The sequence below is a fragment of the Neobacillus sp. GCM10027624 genome (assembly GCF_042675345.1).
GTDB lineage: Bacteria > Bacillota > Bacilli > Bacillales > Cytobacillaceae > Neobacillus > Neobacillus cucumis_D.
Window position 1 is genome coordinate 112,083 of sequence record NZ_JBHTHD010000019.1, and the last position, 16,545, is coordinate 128,627.

The following is a 16,545-nucleotide window of genomic DNA, read 5'->3' on the forward strand; positions in this document are numbered from 1 at the left end:
AACCTTTTCTTAGTTTGTAGATCCAATTTTTTAACCTCTATTGAAAGAATATAATTTTTTTTGAATATTGCCTGTGATATTAGGCACGTACATTGTTTAACTGGATATTTTTTAAAAAATGTTCAAATTTTTGTTTTAAAAAGTTCAAATATGTGAAATAGAGCAACAACTCTGTTTTAAATAACTGTTTTAATTAAAATAAGATATCAATTTTTTTCAATGGAGGTTTTGAATATGGATAAAGATTGGACGAAGGACCTTGAGCATGATGAATATGAGGAGGATATTGATTTGATTCTTAAAGATGCCTTACAGGCAGTGGAGGATACAAAGGAGGGCTGTTTTGTTAATCTTGTTACGTCAGAAGCGTTCGGGAACCCTGTTGATTATTTGCAGCCCCTACTAGAAAAGGTGTACTCCAATAAAGTGAAAATAAAATTTATTGACCAATGTGGATGCGGGGGATATGTACTAAGGGTTTGGAAAATTTAACAGTGTTGATTGTTGCTGTTATTGTAACATATTAATAGTAAAAATGATGATAAAATGGGGTTACTTTAATAAAAGGGGTTTTTGACAATGGAACAAAAGCTTGAGAAATTAACGGAAAACATGAATGATATTAAAACATTAATCCATACATTTAATACAACCTTAGAAAATATTGAACAGAGACTATCAAGATTAGAAAAGGTAGACAGCATTGAACATCGGGTAGCGGTAAACCAAATTGACCTTTCAGATATAAAGGACTCGCTTCAGCGCATCGAAGAGTTACAAGGTACAGTATTAGAAAAAGTGGAGAAAAAGCAGGAAAACACGGAAGAAATTCATTACATTAACCGCCGGCTGGATTCGCATTTGATTAAAATTGCGAAAGCTGAGGAAGAAATTATTATGTTAAAAGAAAAATAATTGAAAAAGATCAGATTGCAGATAATCTGATCTTTTTCCTGTCTGTTTGGTGTATTCGGTTACATTCTTTTAAATAATGCTTTTACACCTAAATATAGGATTGCGAGAGCAAATACCAGCATAGCAAGTGCACCAACGATATCGAAGAATGGTGTAAGGCCAGCTAAGAATGATACTGCCGGTAAATGAACCAACGCATAACCAGCTAAAATAGAAACTAAAAATAAAATTGCTAAATCCTTCATTTTCATCCCCTCCTTATGAGTAGAATATGCTTGAGTTCAAAAAGGGGGACTAGTCGAATACACATAAACAAAAAAACAGACCATTTGAACTATGGTCTGTTTTGCAGGTTTTCTAAGATAGTACCTCAGATTTGGATAATGCGATTTTTTGAACAGTTTGTTCGCCTTCACTCGCATTTTTCGTTACTTCAACATATTTAATATGGTGTTCTTCCATATCAAGAATTTTAAAGGTATAGGATTCATGAAGGACGATGTCGCCTTCTTTTGCATCGTAGTTTTCAGTGAGAATCCAGCCGCCGATGGTATCTACATCTTCATCTACAATTTCGACACCTAGCAAGTCATTTACCTCGCTGACTAACACCTTTGAATCTATAATATAATGATTCTCATTAATTTTACGGATCATCGGAATTTCGTCCATATCTGTTTCATCGCGTATTTCGCCAACAATTTCTTCAAGGATATCTTCAACGGTCACAAGTCCGGAGGTTCCACCGTATTCATCCATAAGAATGGCCATATGCATCCGATCTTTTTGCATTTTTACAAGTAAATCATGAATAGGAATGGTCTCGATTACTCGAATGATCGGACGAATAAAGTGTTCCAATGTTTGAGAGGAAGGTTTTTCGTTTCCAATCAAATCTGTTGTCATTTCTTTAATATTCACAAGTCCTATAATATGGTCTTTATCCCCATCAATAATTGGATACCTGGTGAATTTTTCTTCCCGTAAGACCTGTAGAAACGTTTCTAAAGTATCGTCCTTGGACAAAGAAACAATTTCAGTCCTCGGAACCATAATTTCCTTTGCAATCCGATTATCAAATTCAAAAATTTTATTTACATACTTAAACTCAGATTGGTTAATTTCACCACTTTTGTAGCTTTCAGATAAGATAATTCGGAGCTCTTCCTCCGTGTGAGCAATCTCAGTTTCAGAGACAGGTTTTAAACCGAAAAGGCGGGCTGTTACTCGAGCTGATCCATTTAAGGCCCAAATGACAGGAAACATCACCTTATAAAACAGGATAAGCGGACGTGATGTAACCAGCGTAATCATTTCAGCTTTTTGAATCGCTAATGTTTTCGGTGCAAGCTCTCCGATTACAACATGTAAAAAGGTAATGGCTGCAAATGCAATACCGATTGACAGTACATGGGTGACGCTTTCAGGAACATGCAATCCAAGGAATAATGGGCGCAGTATTCTTTCAATCGTTGATTCACCAAGCCATCCTAAACCGAGGGCGGTAATGGTAATACCCAATTGGCATGCTGATAAATATTCATCAAGATTTGATATTACCTTTTTGGCTGAAATTGCCCTTGAATTACCTTCTTCTATCAACTGATCGATTCTTGTGCTTCGAATTTTAACAATCGCAAACTCCGAAGCTACAAAAAAAGCTGTCAAAGCAATTAAAATGGCTATAATAACCAAGTTAAATATGTCCAAATAAATTCCCTTAGCTCGTTTTTAGACGAGTAAGGAGTCACCTCCCAATTTTATACAAAAATTAATTTGTTACATTCAAAAGAGATTTCAATAATGTTGTTCTTAATAAACTAAGATTATTGGTTAATTTTTCTCTTTGTCCGTCATCCAATTTTTCCAAGAGGGGAAGAAGGTCAAATAAATCATTGTGAAGTTGTTTCATTTGCTGTGTGACGGACTTAAGGTATTTCTCAACTTCTGAATCAATGATTTTCTCTTTCTTAATATCTAGCTTTCTTCTAATCTCGTCTAATGGAAAATGCAAACTCTTACATTCCTCGATAAACTGTAAATCCTGTAATGAATCTTCGGTATATATACGGTAATTGGATTTAGAACGTTGAGCACTTAAAAGGCCAATCGATGTATAATAGTCAATGGTTCTTTTAGATACATTCGCTCTTTCAGCTAGTTCCCCGATACGATAGACAGCCCCATCATACCACCTCAATTATTTTAAAATTAACAATAATTATAAATAAATTAAACCATACAGTCAAACGTTTCGGTTGCAAAACGGGTTGATATTATCATTTTATGGTAAAGTGTAGAATATATGAACAGTTAAATCGAAATATTCAAATAATTTACATGACGATTACGCCTCCTATTCAGAAGGCGCTTTTGTCTTTGTTACATCAATATAAAGGATATGATGACCCTCGATTTCATTTATTTTGAAAATGAATCCATCCTTTTCAATGGAATCTCCTTTATGTACATCAAACTTTTGGGTTAAAAACCAGCCGCCGATGGTATCAACATCCTCTTCTTCAAGCGTTGTCCCTAATAAATCATTTACTTCACTAATAAGAACCTTTCCATCTAAAATAAAATGGTCTTCGGCTTTTTTCTGGACCAAAGGAAGTTCATCGATATCGAATTCATCACGAATCTCTCCAACAATTTCTTCAAGGATATCTTCAACCGTCACAATGCCTGCTGTTCCTCCATATTCATCCGATAAAATCGCCATGTGGGATTGACTTTTTTGCAGTTTCACTAATAATTCTTGGATGGGAATGGTTTCAATCACATGAATAACGGGTTTTAAATAGGTCTTTAAGGGTTCCTGTTCATTGCATTTTTGTTGGATGCAATCCACCAAAACCTCTTTAATATTCACAATCCCGTAGATATTGTCCTTATCTCCGTCAATTACGGGATATCGGGTATATTTTTCTTCCCTTACTGTCTCAATAATCTCTTTCATGGTTGCATCCTTTGACAGTGCGATAATCTCTGTTCGCGGAACCATGATTTCTTTCGCAATTCGATTGTCAAATTCAAAAATTTTATTAACATACCGATATTCCGACTGATTAATTTCACCGCTTTCATAGCTCTGTGAAAGAATCATCCGTAGTTCCTCTTCCGAAAGTACCATGTCATTCTCAGATACAGGTTTTATCCCAAAGAGTCCGCTTACCAAACGTGCGGAACGATTTAGAATCCAAATAAAAGGATACATCAGCCGGTAAAACCAAATGAGAAGGGGGGCAAAAAGTAAGATAATATCTTCTGATTTTTGAATGGCAATTGTTTTTGGTGCCAATTCACCAATTACTACATTAAAAAAAGTAATGATGAGAAAGGCGATAATAAAAGATATGACCTGTTTAAAGGAAAAAGGTAATTCAATCTGATCAAAAATGGGATCTAAAATTTTTCGAATGGTTGGCTCCCCCAGCCAGCCTAAGATTAATGATGTGATGGTGATTCCAACTTGGGTTGCAGATAAATATCCATCCAAATTTGTAATCACTTTTTTGGCAAGTTCTGCTTCTTTTTTTCCCTCAGAAATCAATTGATCGATTCTTGTAGTCCGAACATTAATCATGGCAAATTCCGAAGAAACAAAAAATGCTGTGAAAGCAATGAGCATTGCTATAATTAATACATTTATCCAAACCATTGAACACCTTACATTGGTAAGGCAGCCACCTCACTTACAATTTACTCTGTGTATACATTATATCCTCTAATTACATTTTCTACTTGACAATGGTCAAGAAACCTTATCTATATTATTTCAAAAAAAGGTTTTAAGGGCAAATAAAAGAACAACTGCCATTTTGACAGCTGTTTGTCAAAGTTATCCCGCCCATTCACGGGCAAGCTTACTATAAACAAAGAGATCATGGAAACGTCCGTATAATTGCTCTCCATCTCTGATGATTCCTTCTTTTACGAATCCAAGTCTTTCAGGAATCGCGCGGCTTTTTGTGTTTTTTATGCCGCAGCGGATTTCAACCCGATTTAAACCTAATTGAAAAAAGGCATAATTTAAGATTGCACGGACTGTGCGAGTAATGATACCATATCCTTCTGCGTTTTTAGATAAATAATAACCAATACTTGTAAAACGATTATGCCAATCGATTTGCTGTAGACCAATAGAGCCAACCAGTTCACCCTTATAGAGAATTCCGGCATATAGGCCATTATTTTCAGCAAATTGCTGGAGCCAGATGGGGATGATTTGTTCAAATTGAAAGGGAGATGTCATGCTATCCACCCACGGCAGCCATTCCCTTAAATGTTCTCGGTTTTCTTCCACTAACTGAAACAGCTTTAATGAATGATGAGGCTGAAATAATTGAAGCTCAATTTCATGATCTACCTTTAATGTAAACATGTCTTCTTCTCCTGATTTTTTAGTACATCATATGCAGGAAAGAAAATTTGGGATATAAAAAAATCCCAGTGCACAAACTGGGATTTAACAAACTTGTATATTTAATTTTCTACATTAATAGGCAAGGTAATGGAAAAGGTGGTTATTTCAGGTGAGGAATAACAAGCCAGGTTTCCTTTATGTTTCTCAATGATTTCCTTACATACAAATAGGCCAAGTCCTGTTCCAAGCGTTTTAGTGGTAAAGAAAGGTTCAAAAATGGTCTTTTGCAGTTCAGCCGGTATCATGGGCCCGTTATTGGAGATGGTCACTTTAACAAACTGTTGATCTTCTACTGAACTACTGATTGAAATCGTTGGCTGAGAATGACGATGATGATTGAGGACATCAATCGCATTAAAGATAATATTGATGAATACCTGCCTAATTTCATCCGAATATCCAATTAAGGTTAAATCCTCACGTAAATCATTTTTAATTTTGACTTTACTGTCAAGAATACTTGGATAAAGAAAATTTAAAACATCTTCAATTAATTTATTTAGCTTAAAATATTCCTTATCTTTCCCGATAATCTCCTTTTTCGATAAAAGAAGGAATTGGGAAATCCGGAAATTAAGCTGATCTAACTCGCTGGAGATAATATCTAAATAACGCATATTTGGAAAATCAGCCTTTAATAATTGAATAAACCCTTGAATGGATGTAAGCGGGTTTCGAAATTCGTGAATAAAGCTGGATGTCATTTGTCCAAGGAGGGTCAAACGGTCTTGGTGGGTGGAATCAATAAACCTTGTCTTTTCTTCGATAATTTGATTTTTTGCCTCTGAATAATGGGAAGCGGCAAAGAAAATAAACTTATCGAAGCAAAAATTGATTTTATTTATGGATTCCTGTAAATCCGGCCATTCCAAGCCTGTCTTTCCTAAATAACTATACAAAACCGACCTGCCAAGGTTCACATTGTAGACAAAATCTCCAATGTTGACATCTGCATTTACTCTTTCCTCGGAAACTTCAATGGCCAGCTTATGAATTTTTTCGATAAGCTCTTCTTCAGTCAGTTCGTTTATATTAATAATTACATTAAACAGTGCTTCCCCATTCGCACGAATCTTCATCTTATAGGGGTCCCCATTTGAAATAATAATTAACTTTTCCCATTCTTCTATCAAACAATCTTTGTTTTTAACAAAAAAAGCGAGTAGATCTGACTTTACTTCAGATAACATGCTAAACTTTCCCCCTAAGGTCTTAATACCAACTAATTCGCTGATTAAGGGGAAAACTCCTTTTTGAAAAAGATTGAAAATTTTTTTCAAACTATTGTCACATTTTTTTAATGCAGATAGGCTGATTTTAGTGATAAAATAATCTTATCTATAAAGATAATCATTCTCAATTAACATATATAAAAGGGTGATAAACATGTTTAGTTTGTTAAAAGCAGGGGATAGAGGAAAAATTATTGATGTATCACATGTTGGTCACCTTGTTCAAAGACGCTTGCTTGACTTAGGCATTACAGAAGGCTCTGAAGTTTGTGTCAAATGCGTAATGCCGTTCGGAGGACCTATAATGATTGAATCCTGCGGACAGTGTATTGGGATTCGCCGCAAGGAAGCCAATCAGATTGAGGTGGAAAAATTATAATGGAAATCGCTCTTATTGGTAACCCCAATACGGGGAAAACTTCATTGTTTAATAATCTAACAGGATCCTATGAGTATGTAGGGAACTGGAGCGGTGTAACGGTTGAAAAAAAAGTAGGGGTTTTTAAAAATAATATTGGCAGATTAATAGATTTACCTGGTGTTTATACATTAAATCCTCTCTCAAAGGATGAAGGGGTAGTTACCTCATTCTTTCTAAACGAACCAGTGGATCGTTTGCTTAATATTTTAGATGCCTCACAATTAGATCGGAATTTACATCTAACGCTTCAATTGCTTGAATTTGAAAAACCTGCACTTATTGGTCTAAATATGATTGATGTTGCAAAAAATCGCGGCATCCAAATAGACGTACACAAGCTTTCAGAAATTCTCGGAGTACCTGTTGTTCCTGTAGTAGCAAGAAGTGGGAAGGGGTGCGACCGTCTGGTTGAAGTGATTGGAACAGAATCCGTCCATCCACCCCAAAAAAATCTAGTTTTTTACGGTAAGGTAATTGAAACAGCTATACATGAGCTGACTGCTGAAATTACAGGTAAAACAGAACATTCACCACGATGGCTTGCTTTGCAATGGTTGGAAGGAAATGAATATATAACAACCTATTTATCACAACTAGTTAGTCCAAAAAGGCTGCAGGAGATTTTGGCGAATGTGGAAACACAGCTTCTACAAGATCTCGATGTAAAATCACTTCCAAACTATATTTATTTAAAAAGAAAAGAAGTAATTGAGAAAATTATTTCGTCTTCTGTTAATAAAAATGAGGCACATGTTCCACTTTCCGAGAAAATTGATATGATTGTCACCAATCGTTTTTTAGGAATGCCAATCTTTTTACTGCTTATGTACTGCATGTTTATGTTGACGTTTGATTGGCTCGGTACACCTTTATCGGATGGGCTGGATGCCTTGATAACAGGACCGGTTACGGTCGGAATTGAAAGGGTATTAAACCTTATTCATGCATCCACTTTTATTCAGGATTTGATTTTGCAAGGGTTAGTGGCCGGTGTTGGCGGAGTTCTTGTGTTTGTTCCGCAAATTTTTATATTATTTTTCTTTATATCTTTGTTGGAAGACTCCGGGTATATGGCGCGTGTTGCCCTGGTTATGGATCGGATTATGGAGTCTGTTGGATTAAACGGTAAAGCTTTTATCCCGATGATGATTGGATTTGGCTGCAATGTACCGGGAATTATGGCAGCGAGAACGATTGAAACACCAAGAGAGAGACTATTAACGATTTTACTGACACCGTTAATGTCCTGCTCTGCACGGTTACCTGTTTATGCGTTATTTGTTGGCGGCTTTTTTGTTGGGAATAAGGCATTGATTGTTCTTAGCCTCTATGTTCTTGGGATTGTCGTGGCACTAATTTTAGCGAAGCTGTTTTCTTCAACGATATTAAAATCGGAAACTTCGTTATTCGTTATAGAGCTTCCGCCTTATCGGCTTCCTCAATTTCAATCCTTATGGAGGAGTACTTGGGATAAAGGAAAGGGATTTGTTCGGAAAGCAGGTACGTTTATTTTTGCAGGTTCTGTTTTTATTTGGCTTTTATCTTATGCAGGTCCAAGCGGATTAAAGGTCGATATGGATGATAGTTTTTTAGCGGCAATCGGAAATGTCATTGCTCCCATATTAAGTCCACTTGGATTTGGAACATGGCAGGCGGCTGCATCGTTAATTACAGGATTCCTGGCAAAAGAAGCGATTATCTCAACCATGAATATTATCTATTTTGTTCCTGAAAATGCTACCTTACAAGGATTGTTAGCAAATTATTTCACGCCGCTCTCCGCTTTTAGTTTTATGGTGTTTATCCTGTTGTATATTCCATGTTTAGCAACTGTCGCTACAATCTTTAAAGAAACAGGCTCTAAGAAATGGACGGCTTTCTCAATGGTTTATGCCTTAACCATTGCCTATGTGTTAGCGATCATCGTTTATCAGGGTGGAAAGTTATTCGGACTTGTATAAACTTATGTAGGGGTGGAAAATATGATTGCCAGTATCGTCATTGGTGTAGCAATATTTGGATATGCCTCTTGGGCGTTAGTCAAATTTATCAATAAATCGAAAAAGGGAAAATGCGCCGTATGTGATCTTCGAAAATCGTGTTCAAGTGGATGCGGAATCCCTCCGGAAGTTAAATAAATTTTAAAAAACTGCTATGGAAAAATGATAGCAGTTTTTTACTTTTAAAAGTAAGAAATCTTGTGTAAAATTACACTAGAATCCACCGAAGGAAGGGTTTCAAGTGACCAGGGAAGATATTATAAAACTAGTTTCTGAAAAACTCCGTTTGATCCGTACGGAAGCGGGGTATACTCAGGACAAAATGGCTGAAATAATTGGTGTGTCCAAGAAAACACTTGTACAAATTGAAAAAGGAAGAGTTCTAGCCAACTGGTCAACAGTAGTAGCCATCTGCGCACTATTTAGGGAAACGGAAACAGTTCAATTTTTATTCGGGAACGAACCGCTTGAGGTTCTTGAGACGGTAGCGCGAGAAGGAATTGATTACCGAAAAATGAAAACTTTAGGCGGCCGTATTTGGTGGCGGGTCGTTACAAAGAAAAATGAATTTATTCTGCAGCAAAATATTCTTAGTAAGCACTTTCGAATATTGGATTCAAAGAATTATCGAATCTTTAGCAGTTTTGATGAAAAGCTCTCAAGAAAACGTTTTAAGGAATTAACAAAAAACGATGAATAAGACAAGTTTAAAGACGGGATCCCCCCGTCTTTTTTAATTCAATGAGTAATTTTCTTACTATCTGGGTAAAAGAAACTGATGCCTATTTTGGTATTTTTTATATCAAGGAGCCCATAATGAAAATTCATGATATTTGGAAAAATTGGAAGAGATGGCATATGAGCCAAGTGACAGTTTTATCAGTTTCTACGATTGTCCTTGGTTTTTTTGGACTTTTACATTTTTATGCAAAGGATGTTGATATATCGGCACTGAAGGATGAACTTCCTCAACCAACTGTTTTTTTTGATCAAAATAACCAGGTAGCAAGTAAAATATCGGCCAATAAAAATGAAGGGATTTCGATTAAGCAAATTCCCGAATCGATGAAAAACGCGGTAGTGGCCATAGAGGACCATCGATTCTATCAGCATCATGGCGTTGATTTTATCGGTACTTCTAGGGCATTGGTCCGTGATTTAAAAGCGGGCGGGCTAGTAGAAGGCGGCAGTACCATCACACAGCAATTAACAAAAAATACGTTACTCACCTCACAAAAAACATTAAAGCGAAAAATAGAGGAAGTTTTCTTAGCACTTAAGATTGAGAGAGAATATTCCAAACAGGAAATCCTTCAAATGTACTTAAACAAAATTTATTTTGGAGATGGAGCGTGGGGAATTAAACAGGCAGCGGCTAAATATTTTGCTAAGAATGTAAAGGACCTTACCATCAGCGAGTCGGCCTTACTTGCGGGATTAATTCGGGCCCCTTCTGCATTAAACCCCTATGAGCACATGGAAAAAGCAAAAAAAAGACGAAATCTTGTTTTATATGAAATGAAAAAACAGGGATATCTTTCGAATCGCCAATTTGTGCAAGCGAAAACAGAAAAGGTTGTTTTGAATGATAAGGGCAGCGATCCTTTTCGAGGAAAATATCCTTACTATGTGGATCAGGTAGTAGATGAAGCAATTAAGGTTTATGGCCTCTCACAGGATGAATTATTAACAGAAGGATATCAAATTTATACAGAACTTGACCCAGCTATGCAAATGGCAATGGAAAAAGCCTATCAAAATGATGCTTTATTTCCGAATGGTCATGATCCTCTCTTGCAAAGCGGAGGTGTTTTAGTCGACCCGAAGACGGGCGGGGTCCGGGCTCTAGTTGGCGGAAGAGGGGAACATACATTTCGGGGCTATAACCGTGCCTCCCAATTAAAGGCACAGCCCGGTTCTTCAATTAAACCAATTGCGGTTTATACCCCGGCACTTGAAGAAGGCTGGAAGGTCACAGATATGTTGAAAGATGAACCAATGAAGTTCGGTGATTATGAGCCAAAGAATTATGATTTCAAATATGCCGGTGAGGTACCGATGTATGATGCGGTTAAAGACTCAAAAAATGTCCCAGCAGTTTGGTTATTAAATGAAATCGGAATTGATAAGGGAATTGATTCAATTAAAAGGTTTGGCCTCCCACTAGAAAAAAATGACCGCAGTCTTGCCATCGCTCTTGGGGGATTGGAAAGAGGGGTTTCCCCAATGAATATGGCCGAAGCCTATACGGCTTTTGCCAATAAAGGATATCGGGAAAAAATACATGTCATTAAAAAAATCGTTAATGCTGATGGGAAAGTTGTTGGCCAATGGCAAGAAATAAAGATAAGAGTGACAACCAAATCGGTCACAGACCAGATGACAACGATGCTTCTAGGTGTCGTGGAACAAGGTTCAGGAGGGGGTGCACAAATACTGGGAAGAGAAGTTGCCGGTAAAACAGGTTCCACTCAAGTCCCGCTTAAAGGAATCTCGGGCGTCAAGGACCAATGGTTTGTAGGCTACACACCACAACTCGTGGGTGCCATTTGGGTTGGCTATGATAAAACAGATAATAGCCACTATTTAACTACAACAAGCGGTACGGGTGCAGCGATTGTTTTCCATGAAGTCATGAAAGACGCCCTAAAAAATTCACCTGCAGAAAGTTTTCATGTCCCGCATATCTCTACTTATATTGATGAGAGAAAACGGGAAGAAAATAAATTTTTCTGGCAGTTTAATAATGACGTGAATAAGTGGGAAGAAAAATGGAATCAACAAATGGAAAAGTGGAAAAGGAAATGGAATAACCGGGAAGGAAATGGCTGGGGATTTTAAACAAAGGTGCGGAACAATCCGTACCTTTTATTTTTATTTTTCTGGATGTATGATGAAAATATCTAGTGACGAAGGTGAATAAAAATATAAATATGATAGGGGTGATCAGGATGATGGTTGTAACAACGGATACATTACCTGGATGGGAAATAAAGGAATTATTGGGGTTGGTAAAGGGAAGCACCGTGCAGTCTAAGCATATTGGCAAGGATTTAATGGCAGGATTAAAAACAATTGTTGGCGGCGAAATCAAAGAGTATACAGATATGTTAAATGAGGCAAGGCAAAAAGCGATTGAAAGAATGATTATTGAAGCCGAGGAAATGGGTGCAAATGCCATCATTGCGATGAGACTTGAAACCTGTTCTGTTATGCAGGGGGCCTCTGAAATAATTGCCTATGGGACCGCTGTCTGGGCTGAAACATTCTGAAAAATGGGAATTGACTTTGGAATAAACTGGTGATAATCTAACAGAGGAAGAAAAAAAAGGAAAAGGAGGGTTACAAAATGAACATGAATGGATCGAATCAAATGGTTGTAAAAAATGAATATCATAATGTAACCTGTCCGAAAAGGTTCTTTATTTAATCCTTTCCTTTGGTAAAGTATTAATAAAACCAACACAGGTTACGTATCTTCTTTGATCGTAATGTGTGTTTTTTTGTCTCTTTTTTTAATCAGAGGCATACTGCACAACAGCGGTATGCCTCTTTTTATTTTTATTAAAAAGATAGGAGGAAAGTGGAATGATTAAATTTGGAGGAGTTAGACTTGCAGATTACAAAGGTGAGCTAGATGGCGGATAGATGAACAATCAAAAGGAGGAATACAGCGATGTTTTCGGTGTTAAAAAAATTAAGTTGGTTTTTTAAAGAAAACAGGAAAAGGTACACTATAGCAATCTTTCTATTAATATTCGTAGGTATATTGGATGTTCTCCCACCCAAATTAATTGGAATGGCGATAGATGATATTCATTTCGGCGAAATGAGTAAACATAAAATTTTCCAATACGTAGGAATTCTATTAGTGACTTTGGTTTCATCCTATGGAATTACCTATGTTTGGCAATTTCAATTATTCGGCGGTGCCTTCCTGGTAGAAAGAAAACTACGGTCCAAGTTTATAAGGCATCTTTTAAAAATGACTCCGGCATTTTATGAGAAAAATCGCACAGGAGACCTGATGGCCCGGGCAACGAATGACCTAAAGGCCATTTCCATTACAGCGGGTTTCGGGATTCTTACTTTGGTGGATTCTAGTGCCTGGATGCTGACCCTCCTACTGACGATGGGCTTTTTCATTAGCTGGAAATTAACCTTGGCTGCAATTATGCCATTACCAGTAATGGCGGTGCTGATGCAGATTTATGGAAAAAGAATACACACCCGTTTTATGGAAGCTCAGGATGCCTTTGGAGAATTAAACGATCGCGTCCTCGAATCTGTTGCCGGAGTCCGGGTTATTCGTGCCTATGTACAGGAAAAAGCTGATGCTGCAAGGTTCCATCAATTAACCGAAGATGTATTTTATAAAAATATTAAAGTAGCAAAGATTGATTCCTTATTCGATCCAACGATCAAGGTTTTAGTTGGGATCAGTTATTTAATAGGGATTGGGTATGGAACCTATTTAGTGTTCCATCAGGCTATTACATTGGGGGACCTTGTATCCTTTAATGTATATCTTGGAATGCTGATTTGGCCGATGTTCGCAATTGGTGAGTTAATTAATGTGATGCAAAGGGGAAATGCTTCACTTGACCGTGTAAATGAGACACTTTCTTATCGTGAAGAGGTAGGAAATCCTTTACAGCCAAAGGAGATTCTTTCAGCAGACTCACTTCATTATAAGGACGTAAACTTTCGTTACCCTTCTTCGAAATTTAATAACCTGCAAAATATCAATCTTCAATTGCTCCAGGGTCAAACCCTTGGAATTGTCGGAAAGACCGGCAGTGGCAAAACAACCTTTATTAAACAGCTATTAAGGCAATACCCGCTCGGGACAGGAGATTTATTCATTTCCGGGACATCTATAGAAGAATTGAGCTTAGCTCAGGTTCGTAATTGGATTGGGTATGTTCCACAGGATCATGTTCTATTTTCTAGAAGTGTAAAAGAGAATATTCTATTCGGAAATAAAGAGGCAAATGAAATGGATCTAGAGGAAGCGATTGAGCTGGCGGCTTTCCGTAAGGATTTGCAAATGCTGCCGGATGGGTTAAATACACTTGTTGGCGAAAAAGGGGTTGCTCTTTCAGGGGGGCAGAAGCAAAGAATTTCGATTGCCAGAGCACTGATTAAAAAACCGGAAATTCTTATTCTGGACGATTCCTTATCAGCGGTTGATGCCAAAACGGAGAAAAGAATTATTGAGAATATCCGTAATGTTAGGCAGGATAAAACCACGATTATTACAACCCACCGAATGTCAGCTGTCCAGCATGCAGATCATATCATTGTCCTCGATGAAGGAAGCATCGTAGAAGAAGGGACACACGAACAACTCATGCAGCAAAACGGCTGGTATAAGGAACAATTCATTCGCCAGCAAGTTGAAAATAAAGCCGAAGAGGAGGTGTCAGCATGACTACAGGTAGAAGATTAATCCAATATGCGCTTTCGTATAAAAAAATCATTATTGCTGCCCTGTTGATGCTGACGATTTCTGTCGCGGCAGATTTAGCAGGTCCGTTCATTGCAAAGAATATTATTGATCAGCATATATTGGGAATCGAATCAAATTGGTATGAAACAACTAAAGGAAAAATGGCGGTAAAATATCACGAAAAATATTATAAACGGGAAAAATATTTTTCGGCAGGTGAAGAAAAAGGGAAACAAGTCCGTATTCTTCAGATCGGTTCAAAATTTGTATTTACCGAACAAAAGATTGATTTCGACGGAAAAAGAAGTTTTAAGAATGGACTCCTAACCATTAAAAAAGGGAATGAAAAGGCAGATTACAAGGCAGAAACTATTAAAGGCCGTGAATTACTTGCCTTTTATCAGCCCGAAATTCCGGGGATTTTTCAATTAATTCTTATTTATTTCGGATTATTAGTGGTATCGGCCCTTTTCCAATATGGTGAAAAATTTTTCCTGCAAAAATCAGCCAACCGCATTATCCAAAAAATGCGTGAGGATGTGTATGGACATATTCAGCGGCTGCCCATTCAATATTTTGATAACCTTCCAGCTGGAAAAGTCGTGGCCCGAATTACCAATGATACAGAAGCCATCCGCGAGCTATATGTAACGGTATTGGCAACCTTTTTTACAAGTGCTATTTATATTACAGGCATCTATATTGCGCTGTTTATTTTAAATGTAAAGCTTGCTGCAATTTGTCTGTTATTATTACCGATTCTATATGCTTGGATGTTGGTGTATCGGAAATATGCCTCGAAATATAATCGGGTTATTCGCTCAAGAAATAGTGATATTAATGCAATGGTTAATGAATCGATTCAGGGAATGAATATTATTCAAGCGTTTAACCGGGAAAACGATACGCAAGCTGATTTTGAAAAATTAAATCAGGAGCATTTTAAATTTCAAAACAAATTGTTAAGTTTAAATTCACTCACTTCCCATAATCTTGTGGGGATTTTACGAAATCTTGTGTTTGTCGCTTTTATTTGGTACTTTGGCGGTCAGTCACTGACACCTTCTGCCGTCATCTCCCTTGGTATGCTGTATGCGTTTGTTGACTATGTGAATCGGCTGTTCCAGCCTGTCCAAGGGATCGTGAACCAATTGGCGAATTTAGAGCAAGCATTGGTTGCAGGTGAACGCGTATTCAAGCTTATGGATGAGCCGGGGGAAAATGTCAGCGCAGAACGAATCCCAAGGTTCAAAGGAAACGTTAAGTTTGATCACATTTCCTTCGGTTATAAAGAAGGGGAATACGTCCTTAAGAATATTACTTTTGAAGCGAATCACGGAGAAACGGTAGCGCTCGTTGGCCATACGGGGTCAGGAAAGAGTTCGATTATGAATTTGCTATTTCGATTTTACGATTGCCAAAAGGGGAAAATTACTATAGATGGAAAGGATATTGAAAGTATTCCGCGGCAAACGATTCGAAATCATATGGGGATTGTTCTGCAGGATCCGTATTTATTTACGGGAACGATTGCCTCAAATGTAAGTCTGGATGACCCGGGGATTTCTCGGGAAAAAGTGGAGAAAGCTTTAAAGGATGTAGGCGCTGAAATGGTGTTTAAGAATCTAGATAAGGGCTATGATGAACCTGTCATTGAAAAGGGCAGTACGTTATCAAGTGGCCAGCGTCAGTTAATTTCCTTTGCCCGGGCACTTGTCTTTAATCCTGCTATTTTGATTTTAGATGAGGCGACATCCAGTATTGACACGGAGACGGAAGCATTAATTCAAGAAGCGATGGACGTTCTGAAAAAGGGGAGAACCACTTTTATCATTGCCCACCGACTCTCAACGATTCGAAATGCGGATCAAATTCTTGTTTTAGATCGGGGTGAGATTGTCGAGCAGGGTTCTCATGATGATTTAATGGCGTTAAAAGGAAAATACTATCAAATGTACCAGCTCCAGCAGGGTAGAGAAGAGCTTGCTGGATAGGATTTAAAGGGGACTATAATTGATCTGAACCCAAAAAGTTAGACACAAATATTAGGCAGCTTCCTGGGCATGAATTCGGTATTCAACCGGACTCATGCCCTT

The 16,545-nt window shown here is 37.5% G+C and carries 16 protein-coding genes; 10 read left to right on the forward strand and 6 right to left on the reverse strand.

All coding sequences use genetic code 11. The annotated features are described in order from the left end of the window. Positions 1-234: 234 nt before the first annotated feature. Together ACFQZ9_RS25975 and ACFQZ9_RS25980 are read left to right on the forward strand one after the other, a co-directional pair. On the forward strand, positions 235-492 hold the full coding sequence (locus ACFQZ9_RS25975) for a CGCGG family putative rSAM-modified RiPP protein (RefSeq protein WP_198312833.1): 258 nt from the start codon (positions 235-237) through the stop codon (positions 490-492). Between the two features lie 87 nt (positions 493-579). Beyond that, positions 580-915, forward strand: coding sequence for a hypothetical protein (locus tag ACFQZ9_RS25980; RefSeq protein ID WP_498946310.1), 336 nt, complete (start codon positions 580-582; stop codon positions 913-915). Between the two features lie 59 nt (positions 916-974). On the opposite strand, the gene ACFQZ9_RS25985 is transcribed toward ACFQZ9_RS25980, so the two are convergent. The 6 genes from ACFQZ9_RS25985 to ACFQZ9_RS26010 form a co-directional block, all read right to left on the reverse strand. Beyond that, on the reverse strand, positions 975-1,160 hold the full coding sequence (locus tag ACFQZ9_RS25985) for a hypothetical protein (protein WP_198312831.1): 186 nt from the start codon (positions 1,158-1,160) through the stop codon (positions 975-977). Positions 1,161-1,272: 112 nt separating this feature from the next. After that, positions 1,273-2,625: a hemolysin family protein gene (locus ACFQZ9_RS25990; RefSeq protein ID WP_198312830.1), complete on the reverse strand. Its 1,353-nt coding sequence runs from the start codon at positions 2,623-2,625 to the stop codon at positions 1,273-1,275. A gap of 61 nt (positions 2,626-2,686) precedes the next feature. Next, the gene (locus ACFQZ9_RS25995; protein ID WP_198312829.1) at positions 2,687-3,115 is read right to left on the reverse strand and encodes a MerR family transcriptional regulator; all 429 of its coding nucleotides are present in this window, start codon (positions 3,113-3,115) and stop codon (positions 2,687-2,689) included. Positions 3,116-3,271: 156 nt separating this feature from the next. Continuing rightward, on the reverse strand, positions 3,272-4,579 hold the full coding sequence (locus ACFQZ9_RS26000; protein WP_498946313.1) for a hemolysin family protein: 1,308 nt from the start codon (positions 4,577-4,579) through the stop codon (positions 3,272-3,274). A 180-nt stretch (positions 4,580-4,759) separates the two neighbouring features. Continuing rightward, complete coding sequence (locus ACFQZ9_RS26005) at positions 4,760-5,302, reverse strand: GNAT family N-acetyltransferase (RefSeq protein WP_498946315.1); 543 nt, start codon at positions 5,300-5,302, stop codon at positions 4,760-4,762. Positions 5,303-5,403: 101 nt separating this feature from the next. Then, on the reverse strand, positions 5,404-6,534 hold the full coding sequence (locus ACFQZ9_RS26010; RefSeq protein ID WP_198312826.1) for a histidine kinase N-terminal domain-containing protein: 1,131 nt from the start codon (positions 6,532-6,534) through the stop codon (positions 5,404-5,406). A 196-nt stretch (positions 6,535-6,730) separates the two neighbouring features. On the opposite strand from ACFQZ9_RS26010, the gene ACFQZ9_RS26015 reads away from it, so the two are divergent. From ACFQZ9_RS26015 to ACFQZ9_RS26050, 8 genes are all read left to right on the forward strand, one after another. Next, a complete protein-coding gene (locus ACFQZ9_RS26015) occupies positions 6,731-6,955 on the forward strand; it encodes a FeoA family protein (RefSeq protein WP_198312825.1) in 225 nt (74 codons plus the stop codon). After that, complete coding sequence (feoB, locus tag ACFQZ9_RS26020; protein WP_498946318.1) at positions 6,955-8,958, forward strand: ferrous iron transporter B; 2,004 nt, start codon at positions 6,955-6,957, stop codon at positions 8,956-8,958. Before ACFQZ9_RS26015 ends, feoB begins: the two co-directional genes overlap by 1 nt. A 21-nt stretch (positions 8,959-8,979) precedes the next feature. After that, entirely contained in the window at positions 8,980-9,135 is a 156-nt protein-coding gene (locus ACFQZ9_RS26025; RefSeq protein ID WP_498946320.1) for a FeoB-associated Cys-rich membrane protein, read from the forward strand. 103 nt (positions 9,136-9,238) lie between these two features. Next, positions 9,239-9,697, forward strand: a complete 459-nt coding sequence (locus tag ACFQZ9_RS26030; RefSeq protein WP_198312822.1) for a helix-turn-helix transcriptional regulator — start codon at positions 9,239-9,241, stop codon at positions 9,695-9,697. Between the two features lie 158 nt (positions 9,698-9,855). Next, positions 9,856-11,838 (forward strand): transglycosylase domain-containing protein, encoded by a 1,983-nt coding sequence (locus tag ACFQZ9_RS26035; RefSeq protein WP_498946322.1) that lies wholly within the window; start codon positions 9,856-9,858, stop codon positions 11,836-11,838. A 110-nt stretch (positions 11,839-11,948) separates the two neighbouring features. Further along, complete coding sequence (locus ACFQZ9_RS26040; protein WP_198312820.1) at positions 11,949-12,269, forward strand: YbjQ family protein; 321 nt, start codon at positions 11,949-11,951, stop codon at positions 12,267-12,269. Between the two features lie 404 nt (positions 12,270-12,673). Further along, positions 12,674-14,431, forward strand: coding sequence for an ABC transporter ATP-binding protein (locus ACFQZ9_RS26045; protein ID WP_498946324.1), 1,758 nt, complete (start codon positions 12,674-12,676; stop codon positions 14,429-14,431). Continuing rightward, positions 14,428-16,443 (forward strand): ABC transporter ATP-binding protein, encoded by a 2,016-nt coding sequence (locus ACFQZ9_RS26050; protein ID WP_198312818.1) that lies wholly within the window; start codon positions 14,428-14,430, stop codon positions 16,441-16,443. The genes ACFQZ9_RS26045 and ACFQZ9_RS26050 overlap by 4 nt, the downstream gene beginning before the upstream one ends. Positions 16,444-16,545: the final 102 nt, after the last annotated feature.

Bases quoted from the DNA above. Each gene is read 5' to 3' on its own strand.
- ACFQZ9_RS25975 (WP_198312833.1), top strand. From the start codon at position 235: ATGGATAAAGATTGGACGAAGGACCTTGAGCATGATGAATATGAGGAG.
- ACFQZ9_RS25980 (WP_498946310.1), top strand. From the start codon at position 580: ATGGAACAAAAGCTTGAGAAATTAACGGAAAACATGAATGATATTAAA.
- ACFQZ9_RS25985 (WP_198312831.1), bottom strand. From the start codon at position 1,160: ATGAAGGATTTAGCAATTTTATTTTTAGTTTCTATTTTAGCTGGTTAT.
- ACFQZ9_RS26000 (WP_498946313.1), bottom strand. From the start codon at position 4,579: ATGGTTTGGATAAATGTATTAATTATAGCAATGCTCATTGCTTTCACA.
- ACFQZ9_RS26005 (WP_498946315.1), bottom strand. From the start codon at position 5,302: ATGTTTACATTAAAGGTAGATCATGAAATTGAGCTTCAATTATTTCAG.
- ACFQZ9_RS26010 (WP_198312826.1), bottom strand. From the start codon at position 6,534: ATGTTATCTGAAGTAAAGTCAGATCTACTCGCTTTTTTTGTTAAAAAC.
- ACFQZ9_RS26015 (WP_198312825.1), top strand. From the start codon at position 6,731: ATGTTTAGTTTGTTAAAAGCAGGGGATAGAGGAAAAATTATTGATGTA.
- feoB (WP_498946318.1), top strand. From the start codon at position 6,955: ATGGAAATCGCTCTTATTGGTAACCCCAATACGGGGAAAACTTCATTG.
- ACFQZ9_RS26025 (WP_498946320.1), top strand. From the start codon at position 8,980: ATGATTGCCAGTATCGTCATTGGTGTAGCAATATTTGGATATGCCTCT.
- ACFQZ9_RS26035 (WP_498946322.1), top strand. From the start codon at position 9,856: ATGAGCCAAGTGACAGTTTTATCAGTTTCTACGATTGTCCTTGGTTTT.
- ACFQZ9_RS26040 (WP_198312820.1), top strand. From the start codon at position 11,949: ATGATGGTTGTAACAACGGATACATTACCTGGATGGGAAATAAAGGAA.
- ACFQZ9_RS26045 (WP_498946324.1), top strand. From the start codon at position 12,674: ATGTTTTCGGTGTTAAAAAAATTAAGTTGGTTTTTTAAAGAAAACAGG.
- ACFQZ9_RS26050 (WP_198312818.1), top strand. From the start codon at position 14,428: ATGACTACAGGTAGAAGATTAATCCAATATGCGCTTTCGTATAAAAAA.